Source organism: Stenotrophomonas sp. TD3 (assembly GCF_001939825.1).
Classification (GTDB): domain Bacteria; phylum Pseudomonadota; class Gammaproteobacteria; order Xanthomonadales; family Xanthomonadaceae; genus Stenotrophomonas.
Window position 1 is genome coordinate 3,587,872 of record NZ_MOYM01000001.1, and the last position, 14,072, is coordinate 3,601,943.

Annotated in this window: 16 protein-coding genes; 12 read left to right on the top strand and 4 right to left on the bottom strand. The window is 57.6% G+C overall.

From position 1 onward, the window contains the following. Positions 1-15 precede the first annotated feature (15 nt). From BKE09_RS16740 to BKE09_RS23365, 12 genes are all read left to right on the top strand, one after another. Positions 16-1,074 carry a hypothetical protein gene (locus tag BKE09_RS16740; protein ID WP_046432140.1) on the top strand — a complete coding sequence of 353 codons (1,059 nt, stop codon included), beginning with the start codon at positions 16-18 and terminating at the stop codon, positions 1,072-1,074. Further along, positions 1,071-2,654, top strand: a complete 1,584-nt coding sequence (locus tag BKE09_RS16745; RefSeq protein WP_046432139.1) for a hypothetical protein — start codon at positions 1,071-1,073, stop codon at positions 2,652-2,654. The genes BKE09_RS16740 and BKE09_RS16745 overlap by 4 nt, the downstream gene beginning before the upstream one ends. 5 nt (positions 2,655-2,659) lie before the next feature. Continuing rightward, on the top strand, positions 2,660-3,448 hold the full coding sequence (locus tag BKE09_RS16750) for a DUF2163 domain-containing protein (protein WP_046432131.1): 789 nt from the start codon (positions 2,660-2,662) through the stop codon (positions 3,446-3,448). Positions 3,449-3,466: 18 nt separating this feature from the next. After that, positions 3,467-3,694 (top strand): hypothetical protein, encoded by a 228-nt coding sequence (locus tag BKE09_RS16755; RefSeq protein ID WP_009521704.1) that lies wholly within the window; start codon positions 3,467-3,469, stop codon positions 3,692-3,694. Then, positions 3,691-3,906 carry a hypothetical protein gene (locus BKE09_RS16760; protein WP_170871756.1) on the top strand — a complete coding sequence of 72 codons (216 nt, stop codon included), beginning with the start codon at positions 3,691-3,693 and terminating at the stop codon, positions 3,904-3,906. Before BKE09_RS16755 ends, BKE09_RS16760 begins: the two co-directional genes overlap by 4 nt. Continuing rightward, positions 3,906-6,179, top strand: a complete 2,274-nt coding sequence (locus BKE09_RS16765) for a phage tail protein (protein WP_046432129.1) — start codon at positions 3,906-3,908, stop codon at positions 6,177-6,179. The genes BKE09_RS16760 and BKE09_RS16765 overlap by 1 nt, the downstream gene beginning before the upstream one ends. Beyond that, a complete protein-coding gene (locus BKE09_RS16770; RefSeq protein ID WP_046432127.1) occupies positions 6,179-6,775 on the top strand; it encodes a glycosyltransferase family 2 protein in 597 nt (198 codons plus the stop codon). Before BKE09_RS16765 ends, BKE09_RS16770 begins: the two co-directional genes overlap by 1 nt. A 3-nt stretch (positions 6,776-6,778) precedes the next feature. After that, positions 6,779-7,129, top strand: a complete 351-nt coding sequence (locus BKE09_RS16775) for a DUF2793 domain-containing protein (protein WP_046432125.1) — start codon at positions 6,779-6,781, stop codon at positions 7,127-7,129. Positions 7,130-7,194: 65 nt separating this feature from the next. Then, the gene (locus BKE09_RS16780; RefSeq protein ID WP_020200523.1) at positions 7,195-7,500 is read left to right on the top strand and encodes a DUF6127 family protein; all 306 of its coding nucleotides are present in this window, start codon (positions 7,195-7,197) and stop codon (positions 7,498-7,500) included. Continuing rightward, on the top strand, positions 7,497-7,973 hold the full coding sequence (locus tag BKE09_RS16785) for a hypothetical protein (RefSeq protein ID WP_046432123.1): 477 nt from the start codon (positions 7,497-7,499) through the stop codon (positions 7,971-7,973). Before BKE09_RS16780 ends, BKE09_RS16785 begins: the two co-directional genes overlap by 4 nt. After that, positions 7,970-8,446, top strand: a complete 477-nt coding sequence (locus BKE09_RS16790; protein WP_046432121.1) for a lysozyme — start codon at positions 7,970-7,972, stop codon at positions 8,444-8,446. Before BKE09_RS16785 ends, BKE09_RS16790 begins: the two co-directional genes overlap by 4 nt. Before the next feature lie 72 nt (positions 8,447-8,518). Beyond that, positions 8,519-8,977, top strand: a complete 459-nt coding sequence (locus BKE09_RS23365; protein WP_139319668.1) for a hypothetical protein — start codon at positions 8,519-8,521, stop codon at positions 8,975-8,977. On the opposite strand, the gene BKE09_RS23370 is transcribed toward BKE09_RS23365, so the two are convergent. The 4 genes from BKE09_RS23370 to BKE09_RS16800 form a co-directional block, all read right to left on the bottom strand. Then, positions 8,974-9,780 carry a hypothetical protein gene (locus BKE09_RS23370; RefSeq protein ID WP_139319669.1) on the bottom strand — a complete coding sequence of 269 codons (807 nt, stop codon included), beginning with the start codon at positions 9,778-9,780 and terminating at the stop codon, positions 8,974-8,976. The genes BKE09_RS23365 and BKE09_RS23370 overlap by 4 nt on opposite strands. Before the next feature lie 487 nt (positions 9,781-10,267). After that, positions 10,268-11,509, bottom strand: a complete 1,242-nt coding sequence (locus BKE09_RS16795) for an AAA family ATPase (protein ID WP_080342771.1) — start codon at positions 11,507-11,509, stop codon at positions 10,268-10,270. Then, entirely contained in the window at positions 11,502-12,698 is a 1,197-nt protein-coding gene (locus tag BKE09_RS23375) for a hypothetical protein (protein ID WP_139319670.1), read from the bottom strand. Before BKE09_RS23375 ends, BKE09_RS16795 begins: the two co-directional genes overlap by 8 nt. Continuing rightward, positions 12,695-14,002, bottom strand: a complete 1,308-nt coding sequence (locus tag BKE09_RS16800) for a modification methylase (protein WP_235319625.1) — start codon at positions 14,000-14,002, stop codon at positions 12,695-12,697. Before BKE09_RS16800 ends, BKE09_RS23375 begins: the two co-directional genes overlap by 4 nt. Positions 14,003-14,072 lie beyond the last annotated feature (70 nt).

The window sequence follows — 14,072 nt, forward strand, 5'->3', positions numbered from 1 at the left end:
TCAGAGGAAAGTCCAATGGCACTTCTGTTCATCGACGGTTTCGACCACTACGACCCGCAGTCCGTGGACAGCTTTGGCGATCCGTGGCTCGCGCGTGGCAAGGCAGCGTATCTGTCACCGCAGGCCACCCGCATCAATGGCCGTCGTCCATCGTCCTACGCCCTGCGTTTGCCGGAGGGCTCGGGCGGCGGTTACGTCAAGAACCTCGACGGTACCAAGACCAGCCTGATCGTCGGGGCAGCCGTTCGCGTGGTGCCGTACCAAAACACCTACACCGAGCCACTGCTGCTGGGCGTGCGCGATGCCAACTCGCAGGTCGCGCATCTCGTGAAGATCGGCGAGGACGGTCGGCTCAAGCTCTACCGCTGGCAATACGGCTATGACCAGTTGATCTCTGTCTCAGTCGCCAGCGCTCCGGCGCGCGGCTGGCACTACATCGAGTTGCAGGTCACGCAAGGCACCAGCAACGGCATTCTGTCAGTGCGCATCAACGGCATCCTGGCCATCCAGATGACCGCGCAGAACACCATCCAGGGCGGTGGCCAACTGCTCACGGCATTCGTGGGTGCAGTGCCTGGCCAGAACTGTCCCCTCACCATCGACGTCGACGACTTCTACATCGCCGATACCAGCGGCACGATCAACAACACCTTTCTCGGTGATGTGCGCGTCGATGCCTTGCAGGCACAGGCTGATGGCAGCCTGAACCAGTGGACGGCCAGCCCGGTCGGTACTGCTGCCTGGGAAGCCGTCAGCGACGAGGACGAATCCACAGCGATCAGTGCGCCCAACGTGGGGCTGCGCCAGTCCTTCGATGTCGAGCCGCTGCCAGTAATGGCCACGCCCGCCATCTACGGTGTGCAACTGACCATGCTGGCGCGCAAGACCGACGCGGGGCTGGGCAAGGTCAAAGGACTCGTGGTCAGTGGTGCGCAGAGCGCCGTCAGCACCGACATCATCCTGCAGGAGCAACTGGCGTGGCAGAGCACGCTGTTCGAGCGCAATCCGAACGGCAACGTGCAGTGGACGGAGGCCGCCTTCAATGCCGCTGAGTTCGGCCTGGAGTCGGCATGACGGAGCGTGTCGTCGTTCAAGACATTGCGGAGGTTTCTAGCAAGCCGACGCCGGGGAGCGAACTGCCCGCCTTCCAGGGTGAAGTGCTCTCGCGCGCCACGTTCGGGGCGAGCGCAGCCAGCTTCACGCCGGAAACAGCTGTCGCTCCGCTGCCGCCCAATCTGACGGCCAGCCTGCTGGCGGAATCCTTGGCGGGCCCCTGGCCACCCATCGATGCGCCGATCTTTCTGGTCGAAGTGTTGCGCCGGGACACGGCCTCAAGCGCCATCGTCGCCACCGGTATGGATGCCTTTGGCGACCAGCCTTGGCCGGATGCGCAACGCGGCGTGTTTGCCTTCCGTCATGATTGGATGGAGCCCCTCGTCGAACGGCTGGAGTGGCAGACCAGCGTCACGCGGCTGGCCAGTGGCAACGAATCCCGGCAGGCACGCCGACGCGTTCCTCGGCGCTGGCTCACCTACAAGGTGGGCAACGCCCGGCAGACCGATGCCCTGGTGGCCGACTGGCTGGCCGATCATCTCGGTCAAATGGCGCTGTGGCCGCTGCCGCAGTACGCGGTGCACCTGACCCAGTCCTGCGAACGTGGCGCACTGGCACTCAATGTGACGGAGGCAGATGGGCGACAGTTCGGGCCACTCTCGGCCAATGTGCATCTGACCTACGACGGGGTGCAGGGCTGGCAGGAGACAGAGAGCAATGGCCGTTGGGTGCTGATCATCGCCGCCGATGGATGGCAGATCGCCCAACTCAGCGATGTGGAAAGCGCTCTGCTGTGGCTGATGGAACCGTTGGCACGCGCCGCAGCCGTGGGCAGCACCATCATGCCCTTGGTGTGGGGCAAGGCCATCGATCCGGCGGATCTCACGCAGTGGGTACCTGGCATGGTCGGCGGCAACATCCCCACACAGATCCAACCTGCGCCACTGCCCGACCAGGATGTTCTCGATGACCCATGGCTCGACGAGATCCCGGTCTGGCCAGATGGCAACTGGCGTGACGATCCGACAGCAGCCGCGGCGGCCACGATCACCCGCCAAGACTTCTCGCCTGCAGATCCGTGGGCGCGCCGGGACGATCCGTGGGCGACGACAACTTTGCAGCGGCGCTATCTGGCCAGCTCACTCGATGAAATCGAGATCTGGCGGGCGCGGTTGTGGCGCACCCAAGGCCGTCTGGAGGCCTTCTGGCTGCCCGATGGCTTGGCTCCGATCCTGTGGGTGAACGTCGAAGCCGATCCCGATGATGGCTTCCTGCGCGTGGATGGCAAAGACATCTCCGCGCGAATCTCGGATTTTTGGCATCGCCCCGCCGCTTGCTTGATCGTGCACCCAGACGGCTATCGGCAGTACGCCCTGACGGCGGCCTGCCATCTGGATCAAGGCGGTGTGCTGGTGCTGCGCTCGGGTCTCGACGACTGGGTGCCCGCAGGCAGCCGCGTCATTCGCCTCGTGCGCTGCCGCCTCGACCACGACGCAGTCGATCTGTACTGGCACAGCCCGACGCTGCTGGAGATCACCTTGACCGCGCGCCAGTTGCCCGAACCGCGTGGCAATGACCGTCAAACCTACGAGGGAGAGTAAGCACGATGAGCCAGAACCCATTGCTGGAAGTCGAGCTATACGCATTCGCCAGCAACAGCGCGCAGTTCTATCTGACGCCGCACGAATTCGACGTAGATCTCGACGGCAATCTGTACAAGAGCTTGGCCCTTGAACGCAACGAGCTGGCGCTGGGTGCCGAAGCGGCCAAATCTGCGCTGGATCTGAAACTGCCACCGAACTGTGATTTGGTGCGCCACCTGCTCGCCAACTCGCTGACCGGCGACACTACCTCGATCACCCTGCGCATCGGACGGCGCGATACTTGGGGCGACTACTGGTGGATCTCCGGCACGCGCTGGATGGGCCGGGTGCTGGGCGTCGAAGTCGCCGACGATGTGGCTCGCGTTCGCTGCGAGTCGGCGCAAGTCAGTCTCAAGCGCATCGGGTTGCGGCGGCTCTACAGCCGCAAGTGTTCCCACGTGCTGTATTCGGCTGCCTGTGGTGCCTCACCGATTTCTGCCAGCGCCTTTGTGAGCAACAGCAATGGCCGTAACGTCGATCTCGACGGTGGCACGCCCGGCAGCGTCAGTGGTGGCTTGGCCGGTGGCTGGCTGCAAACCCCGGAAGGTGCGCGCCACATGATCGTCAATGACTACGGTGGTGGCGTCGAGTTGCTCTATCCGGTGGCCATTGAAGTCGGCACCGAGGTGCTGCTGACGGTCGGCTGCGATCACAGCACGGCCACGTGCGAGTCGCGCTTCGGCAACCTCGACAACTACGGCGGCTTTCCCGCCATCCCAAGCAAGAACCCGTTCTCGACGGGCGTGTTCTGAATCCCTGGAGAAATCGCCATGTGGTACCTCGTCGTCATCGTGGTGGCGGCGCTGGTTTCGGTCGCGCTCGCGCCGAAACCGCCCGAACCCAAACCGGCGTCCCTGTCTGACGTCGATGCCCCCACCGCAGAAGAAGGCCGACCGATTCCCGTCGTGTTCGGCACCGTGCTACTGCGCGGCTCCAACGTCGTCTGGTATGGCGACCTCGAAGCCGACCCGATCAAGAAGAAAGGTGGCAAGAAATGACCACTCAGACCGTCATCACCATCGATCACGTGCGCGCCGTGGGCCTGTGCGTGAACGGCACGCGTACATGGTTTGCGCGTCACGACCTGGATTTCCGCGCCTTCCTGCGGGATGGCTGTGACGCCGAAACCTTGCTGGCCACCGGCGATGCAATGGCAAAACGTGTGGTCGAACACGCCCGCAATCAATCCAGCCAGCGGGAGCAAGGCTGATGGGTGGCAGCAGCAAGAAGCAAACCGTCGGTTATCGCTACCGGATGGGGCTACACCTGGCCTTGTGCCAGGGACCCGTCGATGCCGTGCAGGAAATCCAGATGGGCGACCGTACCGCGTGGGGTGATGCCGACCGTGCGCCGCTGTCCAGCGGGCATGGCCTGAGCAGCCTCTCGATCAACAAGCCCACGCTGTTTGGCGGCGACGAGCGCGAAGGCGGCGTGGTCGGCACCATCGATGTGCTGTCTGGTCATGCCGGACAAGGACGCAACGACTACCTGATGAGTCGCCTCGGCGGTTCCATTCCGGCATTTCGGGGCGTGCTGTCCTTGGTGGCACGCAAGATCCTGTTCGCGGCCAACAACCCCTACATCAAACCGTGGGCAGTGCGCGTCCGGCGCTTCACGGCGGGTTGGTTCGATGCGCCATGGATGGAATGGAATGCCGAAGTCCGCACCTGGGATGAGGACGAAGGCCGTGAGATCAGCGTCGGTATGAACCCGGCGCACATTCTGGTGCAGTGCCTCACCGATCCGCATTGGGGTATGGGCTATCCGCAGAGCACCATCGGCTGGAGTTTCTGGAACGCGGCATGGGGTTTGTCGAGTGAGGGCTTCGGCCTCAATCTGATCTGGACACGGCAGCAGCCAATCGAGAGCTTCATCGGCCAGGTCATCGATCACATTGGCGGCATCCTCTACACCGACCCGGAGCAAGGCACGTTTGAGCTCAAGCTGCTGCGCGACGACTATTGGATCGACAGCCTGCCACAGTTGGGGCCTGACGAAATCGTGCGGCTGGAACGCTTCGAGCGTGCCCAGTGGGGCGAGCTACCCAATGAACTGACCGTCGTCTACACCGACTGGCAAACCGGCGGTGATGCCGCCGTTACGGTCGAGAACTTGGCCGCCATCCAGTTGCAGGGCGGCGTGATCAATCAACGCCGCGACTACCCGGGTGTTAACTACGGGCCACTGGCCGCGCGGCTGGCCTTGCGTGACCTGCGCGCCTTGGGTTCGCCGTTGGCCCGAATGAATCTGACCGTGGCACGCGACACCCTGGAACGTGCGCCTCTGCCGGGCGATGTGTTTCTGCTGAACTGGCCACGCTTGGGTGTGGATCAGATGGTGGTGCGCGTCACCGGCATCGACACCGGCACCTTGGGCGCGGCCGAGTGGCGCATCGAAGCCATGGAAGATGTTTTCGGGATGAGCAACACCGTGCTGTCGCCCCCGCCACCGCACGTCGAGGAACCGACCATCGAACCTTTGCCGCCCACCGTGGTGCTGGCCGTCGAGGTGCCGTATTGGGAACTGGCCCGGCGTTTGTCGCGTGCAGATCTGGCCTACCTGACCGATACGGACACTTATCTCGGTGCGCTGGCCGCCGCCGGGGGCACCGGGCAGTTGAATTGGCAATTGGCCACCGGCGCATCGAGTGGCGACCTCGCAGCCGTTGTGGGAGAGGACTACGCGCCACTGCTGACGCTCGATGTGGCCTTGCCTGCCAGCGAGGTCGATGCCATCGGTGTGTCGCTGACGGCCATCAGCCAGCCGGAGAGACTGGCCGTGGGCGACTACGCCTATCTGGTGGCTGCCAATGGGGCAATGGCAGAGGCCGTTGCTGTCCTGGCCTTCGATGCTGCCAACGCGACCATCGATCTCGCGCGCGGCGTACTCGACACAACACCCCAAGCACATGCCTTGGGGACTCGGTTGATCGGTGTCGGCGAATGGCTGGCATCCGAAGGTGCGGAGCGGGCCCCGGGCGAATCGGTGTTCGTGGGCGCGATTCCTCGTACTTCGACCGATCAGGGCGATCCTGTGTTGGCCGCCAATGGGCAGCCGATGGTGCTGGCTGGTCGGCAGGCTCTGCCGTATCCACCCGGTCGTATCCGCCTCAATGGTCAGACGGAGCCTGTCGTGGTGGCCGGTGACCTCACGGTTGCGTGGGCCCACCGCGACCGCACGCAGCAGACCGCCTATCTCGTGCAGCAAGACGAGGGCGACATCGGGCCGGAACTGGGCGTGACCTACACGCTGCGTATCCGCAATCGCAATGGCGTGCTGGCGCACACCGAAACGGGACTGCTCGGTACCACCTTTATCTGGACGGCAGCAGTGGCCGCGCTGGATGCCGGTGCGCTGGGCGACCGCATCACAGTCGAAATCAGTGCCGAACGCGATGGTTTGAGCAGCTGGCAGCCGCAGGTGCGGGTCATGGATCGCGCGGGCTACGGCCTGCGCTGGGGACAGTATTGGGGAGGTGTGTGATGGAGCCGCGCATCGATGTTCATCTGCTCACACTAAACGAGCCCGCCGAATGGCGGGAGGCCTGCATCGCCAGCCTCGAGGACGCACCGATCCAGTTGCACGTTTTGCCCGGCATTCCGAGTCGTATCGGTGAGGCACGCGCGGCAGGCTATGCACAAGGCACGCTGCCGCTGGTGTCCTTTGTCGATCCCGACGATTTGTACGAAGCCAGCGCCTTCACACGACTGGCCGACGCGCTGGATGCCTGCCCGCAGGCCGTGATGGCCTACACCGACGAAGCACTGACCGACGAAAACGGCCAGGACATCGCGGTACGGCGTCTGGCCTACAGCCGTTGGCAACACGCCAATAGCGCCAGCCACGTGCACGGCCTGATCGTGATGCGTCGATCCGTCGTCGAAGCCGTGCTCAAGGAAACCACCGACCTCAACAACTTCGCCGACTGGTTGCTGACCCTGCTCGTAGCCAAGCGCGGCGGCGTGCTGTACCTGCCCATCGTTGGGCGTCATTGGCGACAGCACCCGCAGCAAAGCCATCGAACAGGCGACCCGGACGCTGTCCGGCGCATTCGCCACGCATCGAATCTCTGGAGATAAGCCATGTCATCAACCGATCCGAACCTTGGACTCAACTACGGCTGGACGCTCGGTGAGAGCGGCTGGGACACCGGCATGGACGCCAACCTCAAGCGCCTCGGCGCTGTGGTCGGCCTATCCGTGAAAGACCGCGACCTGACCACGCCACCGGCCAGCCCCGCCAACGGCGACCGCTACCTCATTCCTGCCGCTGCCACGGGCGTGTGGGCAGGCAAAACCAACCAGATCGCGGTGCGAATTGCCGATGTCTGGGAGTACCACACGCCCAAGATCGGCTGGCTTTGCTACATCGAGGACGAGGCCAAGCTCTCGGCCTACAAGTCCACCGGCTGGAGCGCTGGCATCGCCATCTGATTTCCCATCTTCGTACCCACCAGAAACCCGCCCACGAGGCGGGTTTCGCATTTCTGGAGACTGCAATGACCGAACCCGAACAACAACAGCCTGCGCTCGTCGAGAACATGCTCCTCTTGCGCCGCGAGGACTTCGACGAACTGCTGGACCGCGCCGCTGAACGCGGAGCCGAGCGTGTCCTGACCCACCTTGGCCTGGAAAACGGCCACGCCGCACGCGACATCCGCGAACTACGCGACCTGCTGGAAGCCTGGCGTGATGCCCGACGCACGGCCTGGCAGACCACCGTCAAGGTCATCACCACCGGCATCCTGGCTGCACTGCTCGTTGGCGCAGCCATCAAGTTGAAACTGATGGGAGGCCCGCAATGATTGAGACACTGCTTGGTGGCCTCCTCGGCGGGGCCTTCCGTCTTGCACCTGAAATCCTCAAATGGCTCGACCGTAAAGGCGAGCGTGGCCACGAACTGGCGATGCAGGACAAGGCGCTGGAGTTCGAGAAGCTGCGTGGCGCGCAGCGGATGTCGGAAATCGGCGCGGGAGCCGATGCTGCGTGGAACGTCGGAGCCATCGAAACCCTGCGCGAAGCCGTTCGCACGCAGGGCGAGAAAACCGGGGTTCGCTGGGCCGACGCCTTGTCGATCAGCGTGCGCCCCGTCATCACCTACTGGTTCATGGCCCTGTACTGCGCAGCCAAGACGGCATCATTCGCAGCAGCTGTGACTGCTGGCGCTGGCTGGGGCACGGCCATCCTGCACGCATGGACGGAGGCCGATCAGGCTCTGTGGGCCGGGGTGCTCAACTTCTGGTTCCTCGGGCGCGTGTTCGACCGGGTGCGGCCGTGATTGAGGTACCCAAAGCGGCTATCGAGCTGGCCAAGCACTTTGAAGGATTCGAGCGCAAGGTGAAGCGCGGAATCGAGATCACTGCCGTTCCCTATATCTGCCCAGCAGGGTTCTGGACGATTGGGTACGGCCATGTCTGCGATTCCAAGCATCCACCGATTACGGAGGCGGAAGCAGAGGTCTATCTGGCGCGCGATCTCCACTCGGCACTCGCTGCCACGCTGCGCTATTGCCCGGTGCTGGCCACAGAACCGGAGGAGCGGCTCGCGGCCATTGTCGACTTCACGTTCAACCTTGGCGCGGGGCGGCTGCAGACATCAACGCTTCGGCGGCGGGTGAATCAGCTTGACTGGTTTGCTGCAGGGCAAGAACTACGCAGGTGGGTCTACGGGGGAGGTAAGCTACTGCCTGGACTAATGAAACGTCGGATAGCCGAGAGCTACTTGCTCGAGCAAAGATTACTGAGTAACTAGTGGCATCCTTCTCAATTGCGGCGTGTCGGCGCTCCGTCTGCGCATTGCACCTAACCAAGTTGGTCGAGTGATATGTCAAACAGCTATTCAGTAGTATTTAAGCCATCAACTTGGCGAGAATTTAAAGCAATGCCAAGCAAAGCACTTGGCTTTCGCTTAACTCTTGAGACAAGCCTGAAAAACGTAGAGATTGGAGATGTCTTGGTTTGCTATCTAGCAGAGAGAATGACTTGGTGTGGAGTCTTGAAGGTCGCATCAAAGCCATACAAATCACCCGAGCACATCTATGCGAAGAAGCACGGATTACCCGTAATAGTTGAGGTTGACCCAATTCGCATACTCGACGAAGAAGCAGAAATCCCGGTAAAAACGAAAGAGCTTTGGGATTCTCTAGAACGATTTAGGAATGTCGACCATCGCGTTAACGGCTGGGCGGTGAATGTCGGACTAATTCGATCCTTGCGAAAACTAAGTAGCAAGGATGCGCAAACGCTGCAATCGTTCCTACTAGGAGCATCCGAACGACTTTAATTTTGCGAATTGCTTGATCCAAGCAATTTGCCATCAATCCTGCCCATCCACGCGCCAACGATTTTTAGTATGTCTTCATGAAAATTACATTCCGCGAATGCTGTAGGGTGTGCGCTGATTAATTCAAGCAAACGTCCATCAGGCGACTTGATAGTTCTTGAGAATCCGTTCTGGGAAACAAAGGCAAGAACGCCCCAATTCGTTTCGCCGACGAGGGTTTTTTGAAAGTTTTCAAAATACCCAAGCATTTTGTATGTTTCCTCTGACCGCGTTGCCCCAACTACCATCCTGTTTTTTGCATCGATTATGATTCGATGAGTCCTATCTGCAACTACTGTTATATCCGGTATACCTCGCAGAGAGCTTCCGGTGGATTCATAAAACCAATTCGCATCATCGCTGGGCAAGGAGCATTGGAACCAAATTTCAATGCGCGTTGATGAAAAGTCAAACGTGTAAATTGGCTTTCGTCTGCTATCCGTCATCTTGCATGGGCCATCTATCAATTTCCCACCAAGCTTGATGAATGCCTGCGCGACTGAACGAATGCACCAGATTTCGTAGATCCGATCAAGAAACGATTGATCAGCCGGAAAGGATAGAAGCGAGTTGACGAACTTCTCCGAAGATGGTGACCCGGAAAATTCCTCACCAATTAAGTGCCAATCCCTTACCAAAGCTACTAAGGCTGCATAAGCCTGTTCGTTACCTGTCTGTCTTCGTGCAATTCGACGACATGCCTCCATATACAGCCTAGGCAAGGATGAGGTACAGGAAATCACACTCCATGGATCACGCTTCATTCGGCCAAGGATCCAGCTCTTATACCTCCGCCCAAGTATGGTCTCGGCGGAGTTCGGCGGAAACTGCGATATGGGAAGACGTTGAAGCAATACCCTAAAAACTCGCACTACCAGCTCATTTTCTGGCGTCGATGCGTTCTCCGTAGTTACTAGGATAGGATAGCTCTTCGGCCAAGAAAAAGACGCAGATCTCCTGGCAACGTATCGGGGTATATCGAGTCGACCGCGTATCACCCCCCTAGTCTCTGTCCGAGTGGTGTCTGTTACGCTTGACAATCCACTCTCTATTCTTTGAACTATTGGAAATAGCTCGGCACAACATGCAATGGCGTGCCTGAATCGAATGTGCTGACCAAATTCGATACTTTCTTCGTCAGCCTCCTGGCCAATAGACGCAGATGCTCCTGCAAGCCCTACGCTCTCTCCAGAGAAGTACGTCGATATAAGAGGAAGCGCCTCCTTAAGGAAACGCTTCCCAAGCTGATTGTCATTGTTCTGGGACAAAGTGCATTCCCGATGCTGCAATAATGAGCAATTGGCGCGCAAATTGATTTGAAAACGGCTGTGGTAGTGCGCTCGCAAACTTGACTAGTTGATCGGGCTCCAGAACGTCGGATTCGAACAGCGGCGCCAACTTGACTGATGCTGCCCAGTCGAGATTCAGATCAGCAGTTGCATCGACGTCCCCATCTTGTCGATGTCTTGTCAAAAAAATTTCTACAGTATCAATTAACTGAGCTGTTCCAATCGGAAGGTGTGGAACTCCTCCACCATCCGGAGCATATCTAACAGATTCGACAACCCCGAACAAAGCTGCAATACGCTCAAGGTGGGAGTTTTTCGCCTCTTGCAAAATGAGATCAGTGGTTGCAGCTGCTCGCTCCGGATTCATTGAACATTCACGACGAGCGATGCGTTGCGCAGCTCTTTGAATGACATACGAAAATTCTTTGATCGCGGGAGATGCGTGGCCTGGATCAAAACGCCACGTCTCACTCGAAGGTTTCTTGGGTGGCACGTCAAGAGAAATAAATGTAAATCGACGTCGAATAGCTTGGCTCAGACTTTGAACAAATTGCTTGTCATATGAATTAAGTGTTGCAATTATTCGAAATCTCTTTGGTATGACCAATTCCCTGTTCCCATCTTTTTGATGGGGGAGATTAATTGGTACCAGATCATCCGTACCTAGCACAGAGAAAAGCTCGCCGAATGCCTTATCAAGATGAGCGCGATTTAATTCATCAATCAATAGCCACTCCGCCTGCGGATGGCTGGGGTCATCAAAATGCTGAACAACATTATTTCCACATCGAATCACTGCCTCGGTTAGTGCGCCGTTGACCGGGGTAATTTCTTCCTTGCGGTCTTCGGTTAGCCGCAACTCAAGTCGACCAATGACATCGTAGATCGTCCAATCCTCATGTGCAGTCACTGCGAAAGTCGATGCGTTGAATGCTTTAGCTAGGGCACGTACAAGGGAACTCTTTCCTGTGCCTGGTGGCCCCTGCAACACAATATGTCCAACGCGTATTGCAGCAGCCGCTGCTCGGAGGACGTCCTCCGGTACGACCAACTGAGATGTGGCCTCCGCTAGGCGATTATCAAAATCATCAGGAAATTCAAGGTCATATTGAGCAATCTCACGCAAGCGTTCGATTGATTCGTGAAAATCAGTCGGAGGAATTGCGCCGCTATCAACTAGCTCGCTTTCATTGATATCAGACATTATTACCCCCGAGAAGTGTGCGGATTGCTTGGATATTTGATATGGGCCGTGCTCGACGAATCCTTATTCTTACAACGTGGGCATCTACCAGCTCCTTGCCCTCAACCAGATGTGTCCATTGCTCGTCATGACTCAGAATAATCCGCTGTCCACGTGCGAGTTGGCAGAGTGATGCAACAGAGCCCACAATGTGGTGTTCATCGAGGACCTGATAGTTTTCTCCCGAAGACAAAAGTAGCACTCGCTCACCCTGAAGCTCCACGCTTGAAAGGGTGGATGTTACTAGTGTCGCCATCGGTGTGACACGCGCACCAAGGTAGTCGAAATACTCCCGCTCATCAGAAAAACGAGGTGCTGCAGGCAGGCGAGCGATTGCAAGCCCACCGGTCGAACACTGATCGGATTGCCCACTGTTGGATAGCGCCTTTCTGATCATTCCCATCCAATCCCGCCGAATGAAATGCCGCCTCTTAGGTTCGGTTACACCATATGGACATTCAATGTCCTCACCACCAAGTAGCAAGTGATTCATTCCGGCGTGAACAGCAACTTGATTAAGTGAGTTATAAAAAGCACCTTGCCTTTGTGCCGCAGGCAAATTAACGTGGGCAATAAGTTCTGGATGCAACCTCAAGCTCCGGACATCCTCAATCGCATCTATTGCTTCGTTTGTAAGAAACACTCGGCACAGAATTCGTTCTAACTCAGTCCACCACACATAGCCATCCAGATCGAGTAGCGCCGCATACCAAAATCTGTATAGAAGCAGGTCGGACTCTCTGTGTGCTTCGCTTTTAGGACGGCGGGGGCCTCGTAATGGGTAGCGCAACAAAAGATTTAGCCCGATCCAGGCGAATTCGTTGCGGTCATCTCTTTCGGCGGCTTCGCGAAGCTGTATGCCTGCCGGGGTGATGGTTATGCGGTTCGAACGCGACTCTACGTAAAGAATACCGAATTCTTCAAACGTTGCTTTCCAACTTTCAACTGCATGTGAGCTTAACTGGCGAGGAGCTCCCGGCGACGACCAGTGAGACTTCAATTCGTCGTAGTCGGTAAAATCAAAAAATGAGAGCAAGGTCGTCCAAGCTTCCTGTGACTTCTCACTGTCGCTGAAGAAGCAGGGATAACCGTAGCTATTGACACGCCAAAAGTCATGCGCCCTTGATGCGCGGGGGAAAGCACTCGTCAATTTGCCACCTCATCTGCTCCTATCGTTACTTGCGGAAGTGGAAGCCGGTCCTCAACTTCCATAAGCGCAGTATCAGTTTTTTTAAGAGTAATAACCCAGTCCATCAAAATAATTCCGCCACGCCCTTTTCGTGGGAACTTCATGTAATGGCGACGAATTCGATACGCAAACGCCTTCTCAAGGTGAAGTCCTGCTGTTTTTGCAAGTCGGAGTAGGCAATCATGAACTGGTAGCACCCCTGTGGATGCCTGACTATTCCCAACTACCAAAACATACCTGGCACCATCCTTCATTACTCGAGCAGCTTCGGCAAAGTGCTTTTGCATCAGATCGAAGTAGCTCAAGGCGGCACCTCTTCGATACTCGGGAATCTGCTGTGGATCAACCAAATCCAGCAAGGCTTCATGTACGGAATGTGCTGGAGTTACAGGATTCTTCGCTCCGATTGGCGTTCTACGGCGACTGTTGTATTCAGCTCGGCTAGCCACACCAATTTGGGGACCTAGCCAAAAATACTCAAGCATAAAGTTGTACATGTAGTCCACCGAATCGAGGTACGGTGGACTAGTGACAATAAGGTCAACCGACGCGTCCTTAAGAGGAACCGACAATGCATTTCCCTCAAGAATTGTGGCCTGTCGCCCCTGCCGCGCAGATTCCAAGCTGGAAACACTGAGTAGGGCTTTCTGTAGGGCTTTATCGAATGTGGGAAACACCTCTGGGGGGCTTTTTTTCAGAGTCCCCGACACATAGGTCTTTTGAGTTTGGTCATCGGCGTTTGACACCCAACGCAGAATTGAACTAAAGACAACAAAGAAAAACGTTCTCTCACTTGGCTTGCAGTCAAGATTTTCGATGGCAGAGAAAATTCGACAGAGGTCTATCCAAGTTTTCTCTGAAAACCAGTGAGTCACATTCTTAACTCCTGCCATTGGAAGAAAGCAATCTTCCAATGGCGGCAGGCATGAAGAATCTAATTTCTCAGATAGAGTAGCCAGTCGTGACGGGTCTAAGGGGGTAGTTTTAGCGCTCGAAATCAAGCGGGCCAGAGGATCAATGTCGGTTCCGTAACTTTGTTTAACGGCGCACAACGCTTCGACCAAGCTAGTGCCTGAGCCCATAAATGGGTCCCAAACAACACTTTTATCTCCTGCGAAATTGCGAATCGCCCATTGAGGAACCTGCGGGATGTATTTGGCTGGGAAGCGGTGAAGGCCATGCGTCAGCCCAGATGTCTTAGTCGACAAAGTTAGGCTCAGTAGCTCCCCATGACTGATTTCAGTGTGCTTGGGAAACTCTTCCACTTCACGGATTACATCGTGACTCTCTTGCCCTTCTTTTCGAGTAGCAACGCCTCTTGACCGCCCAGTTCTA

Bases quoted from the DNA above. Each gene is read 5' to 3' on its own strand.
- BKE09_RS16770 (WP_046432127.1), top strand. From the start codon at position 6,179: ATGGAGCCGCGCATCGATGTTCATCTGCTCACACTAAACGAGCCCGCC.
- BKE09_RS16755 (WP_009521704.1), top strand. From the start codon at position 3,467: ATGTGGTACCTCGTCGTCATCGTGGTGGCGGCGCTGGTTTCGGTCGCG.
- BKE09_RS16740 (WP_046432140.1), top strand. From the start codon at position 16: ATGGCACTTCTGTTCATCGACGGTTTCGACCACTACGACCCGCAGTCC.
- BKE09_RS16780 (WP_020200523.1), top strand. From the start codon at position 7,195: ATGACCGAACCCGAACAACAACAGCCTGCGCTCGTCGAGAACATGCTC.
- BKE09_RS16760 (WP_170871756.1), top strand. From the start codon at position 3,691: ATGACCACTCAGACCGTCATCACCATCGATCACGTGCGCGCCGTGGGC.
- BKE09_RS23370 (WP_139319669.1), bottom strand. From the start codon at position 9,780: ATGAAGCGTGATCCATGGAGTGTGATTTCCTGTACCTCATCCTTGCCT.
- BKE09_RS23365 (WP_139319668.1), top strand. From the start codon at position 8,519: ATGTCAAACAGCTATTCAGTAGTATTTAAGCCATCAACTTGGCGAGAA.
- BKE09_RS16750 (WP_046432131.1), top strand. From the start codon at position 2,660: ATGAGCCAGAACCCATTGCTGGAAGTCGAGCTATACGCATTCGCCAGC.
- BKE09_RS16795 (WP_080342771.1), bottom strand. From the start codon at position 11,509: ATGTCTGATATCAATGAAAGCGAGCTAGTTGATAGCGGCGCAATTCCT.
- BKE09_RS16765 (WP_046432129.1), top strand. From the start codon at position 3,906: ATGGGTGGCAGCAGCAAGAAGCAAACCGTCGGTTATCGCTACCGGATG.
- BKE09_RS16775 (WP_046432125.1), top strand. From the start codon at position 6,779: ATGTCATCAACCGATCCGAACCTTGGACTCAACTACGGCTGGACGCTC.
- BKE09_RS16745 (WP_046432139.1), top strand. From the start codon at position 1,071: ATGACGGAGCGTGTCGTCGTTCAAGACATTGCGGAGGTTTCTAGCAAG.
- BKE09_RS16785 (WP_046432123.1), top strand. From the start codon at position 7,497: ATGATTGAGACACTGCTTGGTGGCCTCCTCGGCGGGGCCTTCCGTCTT.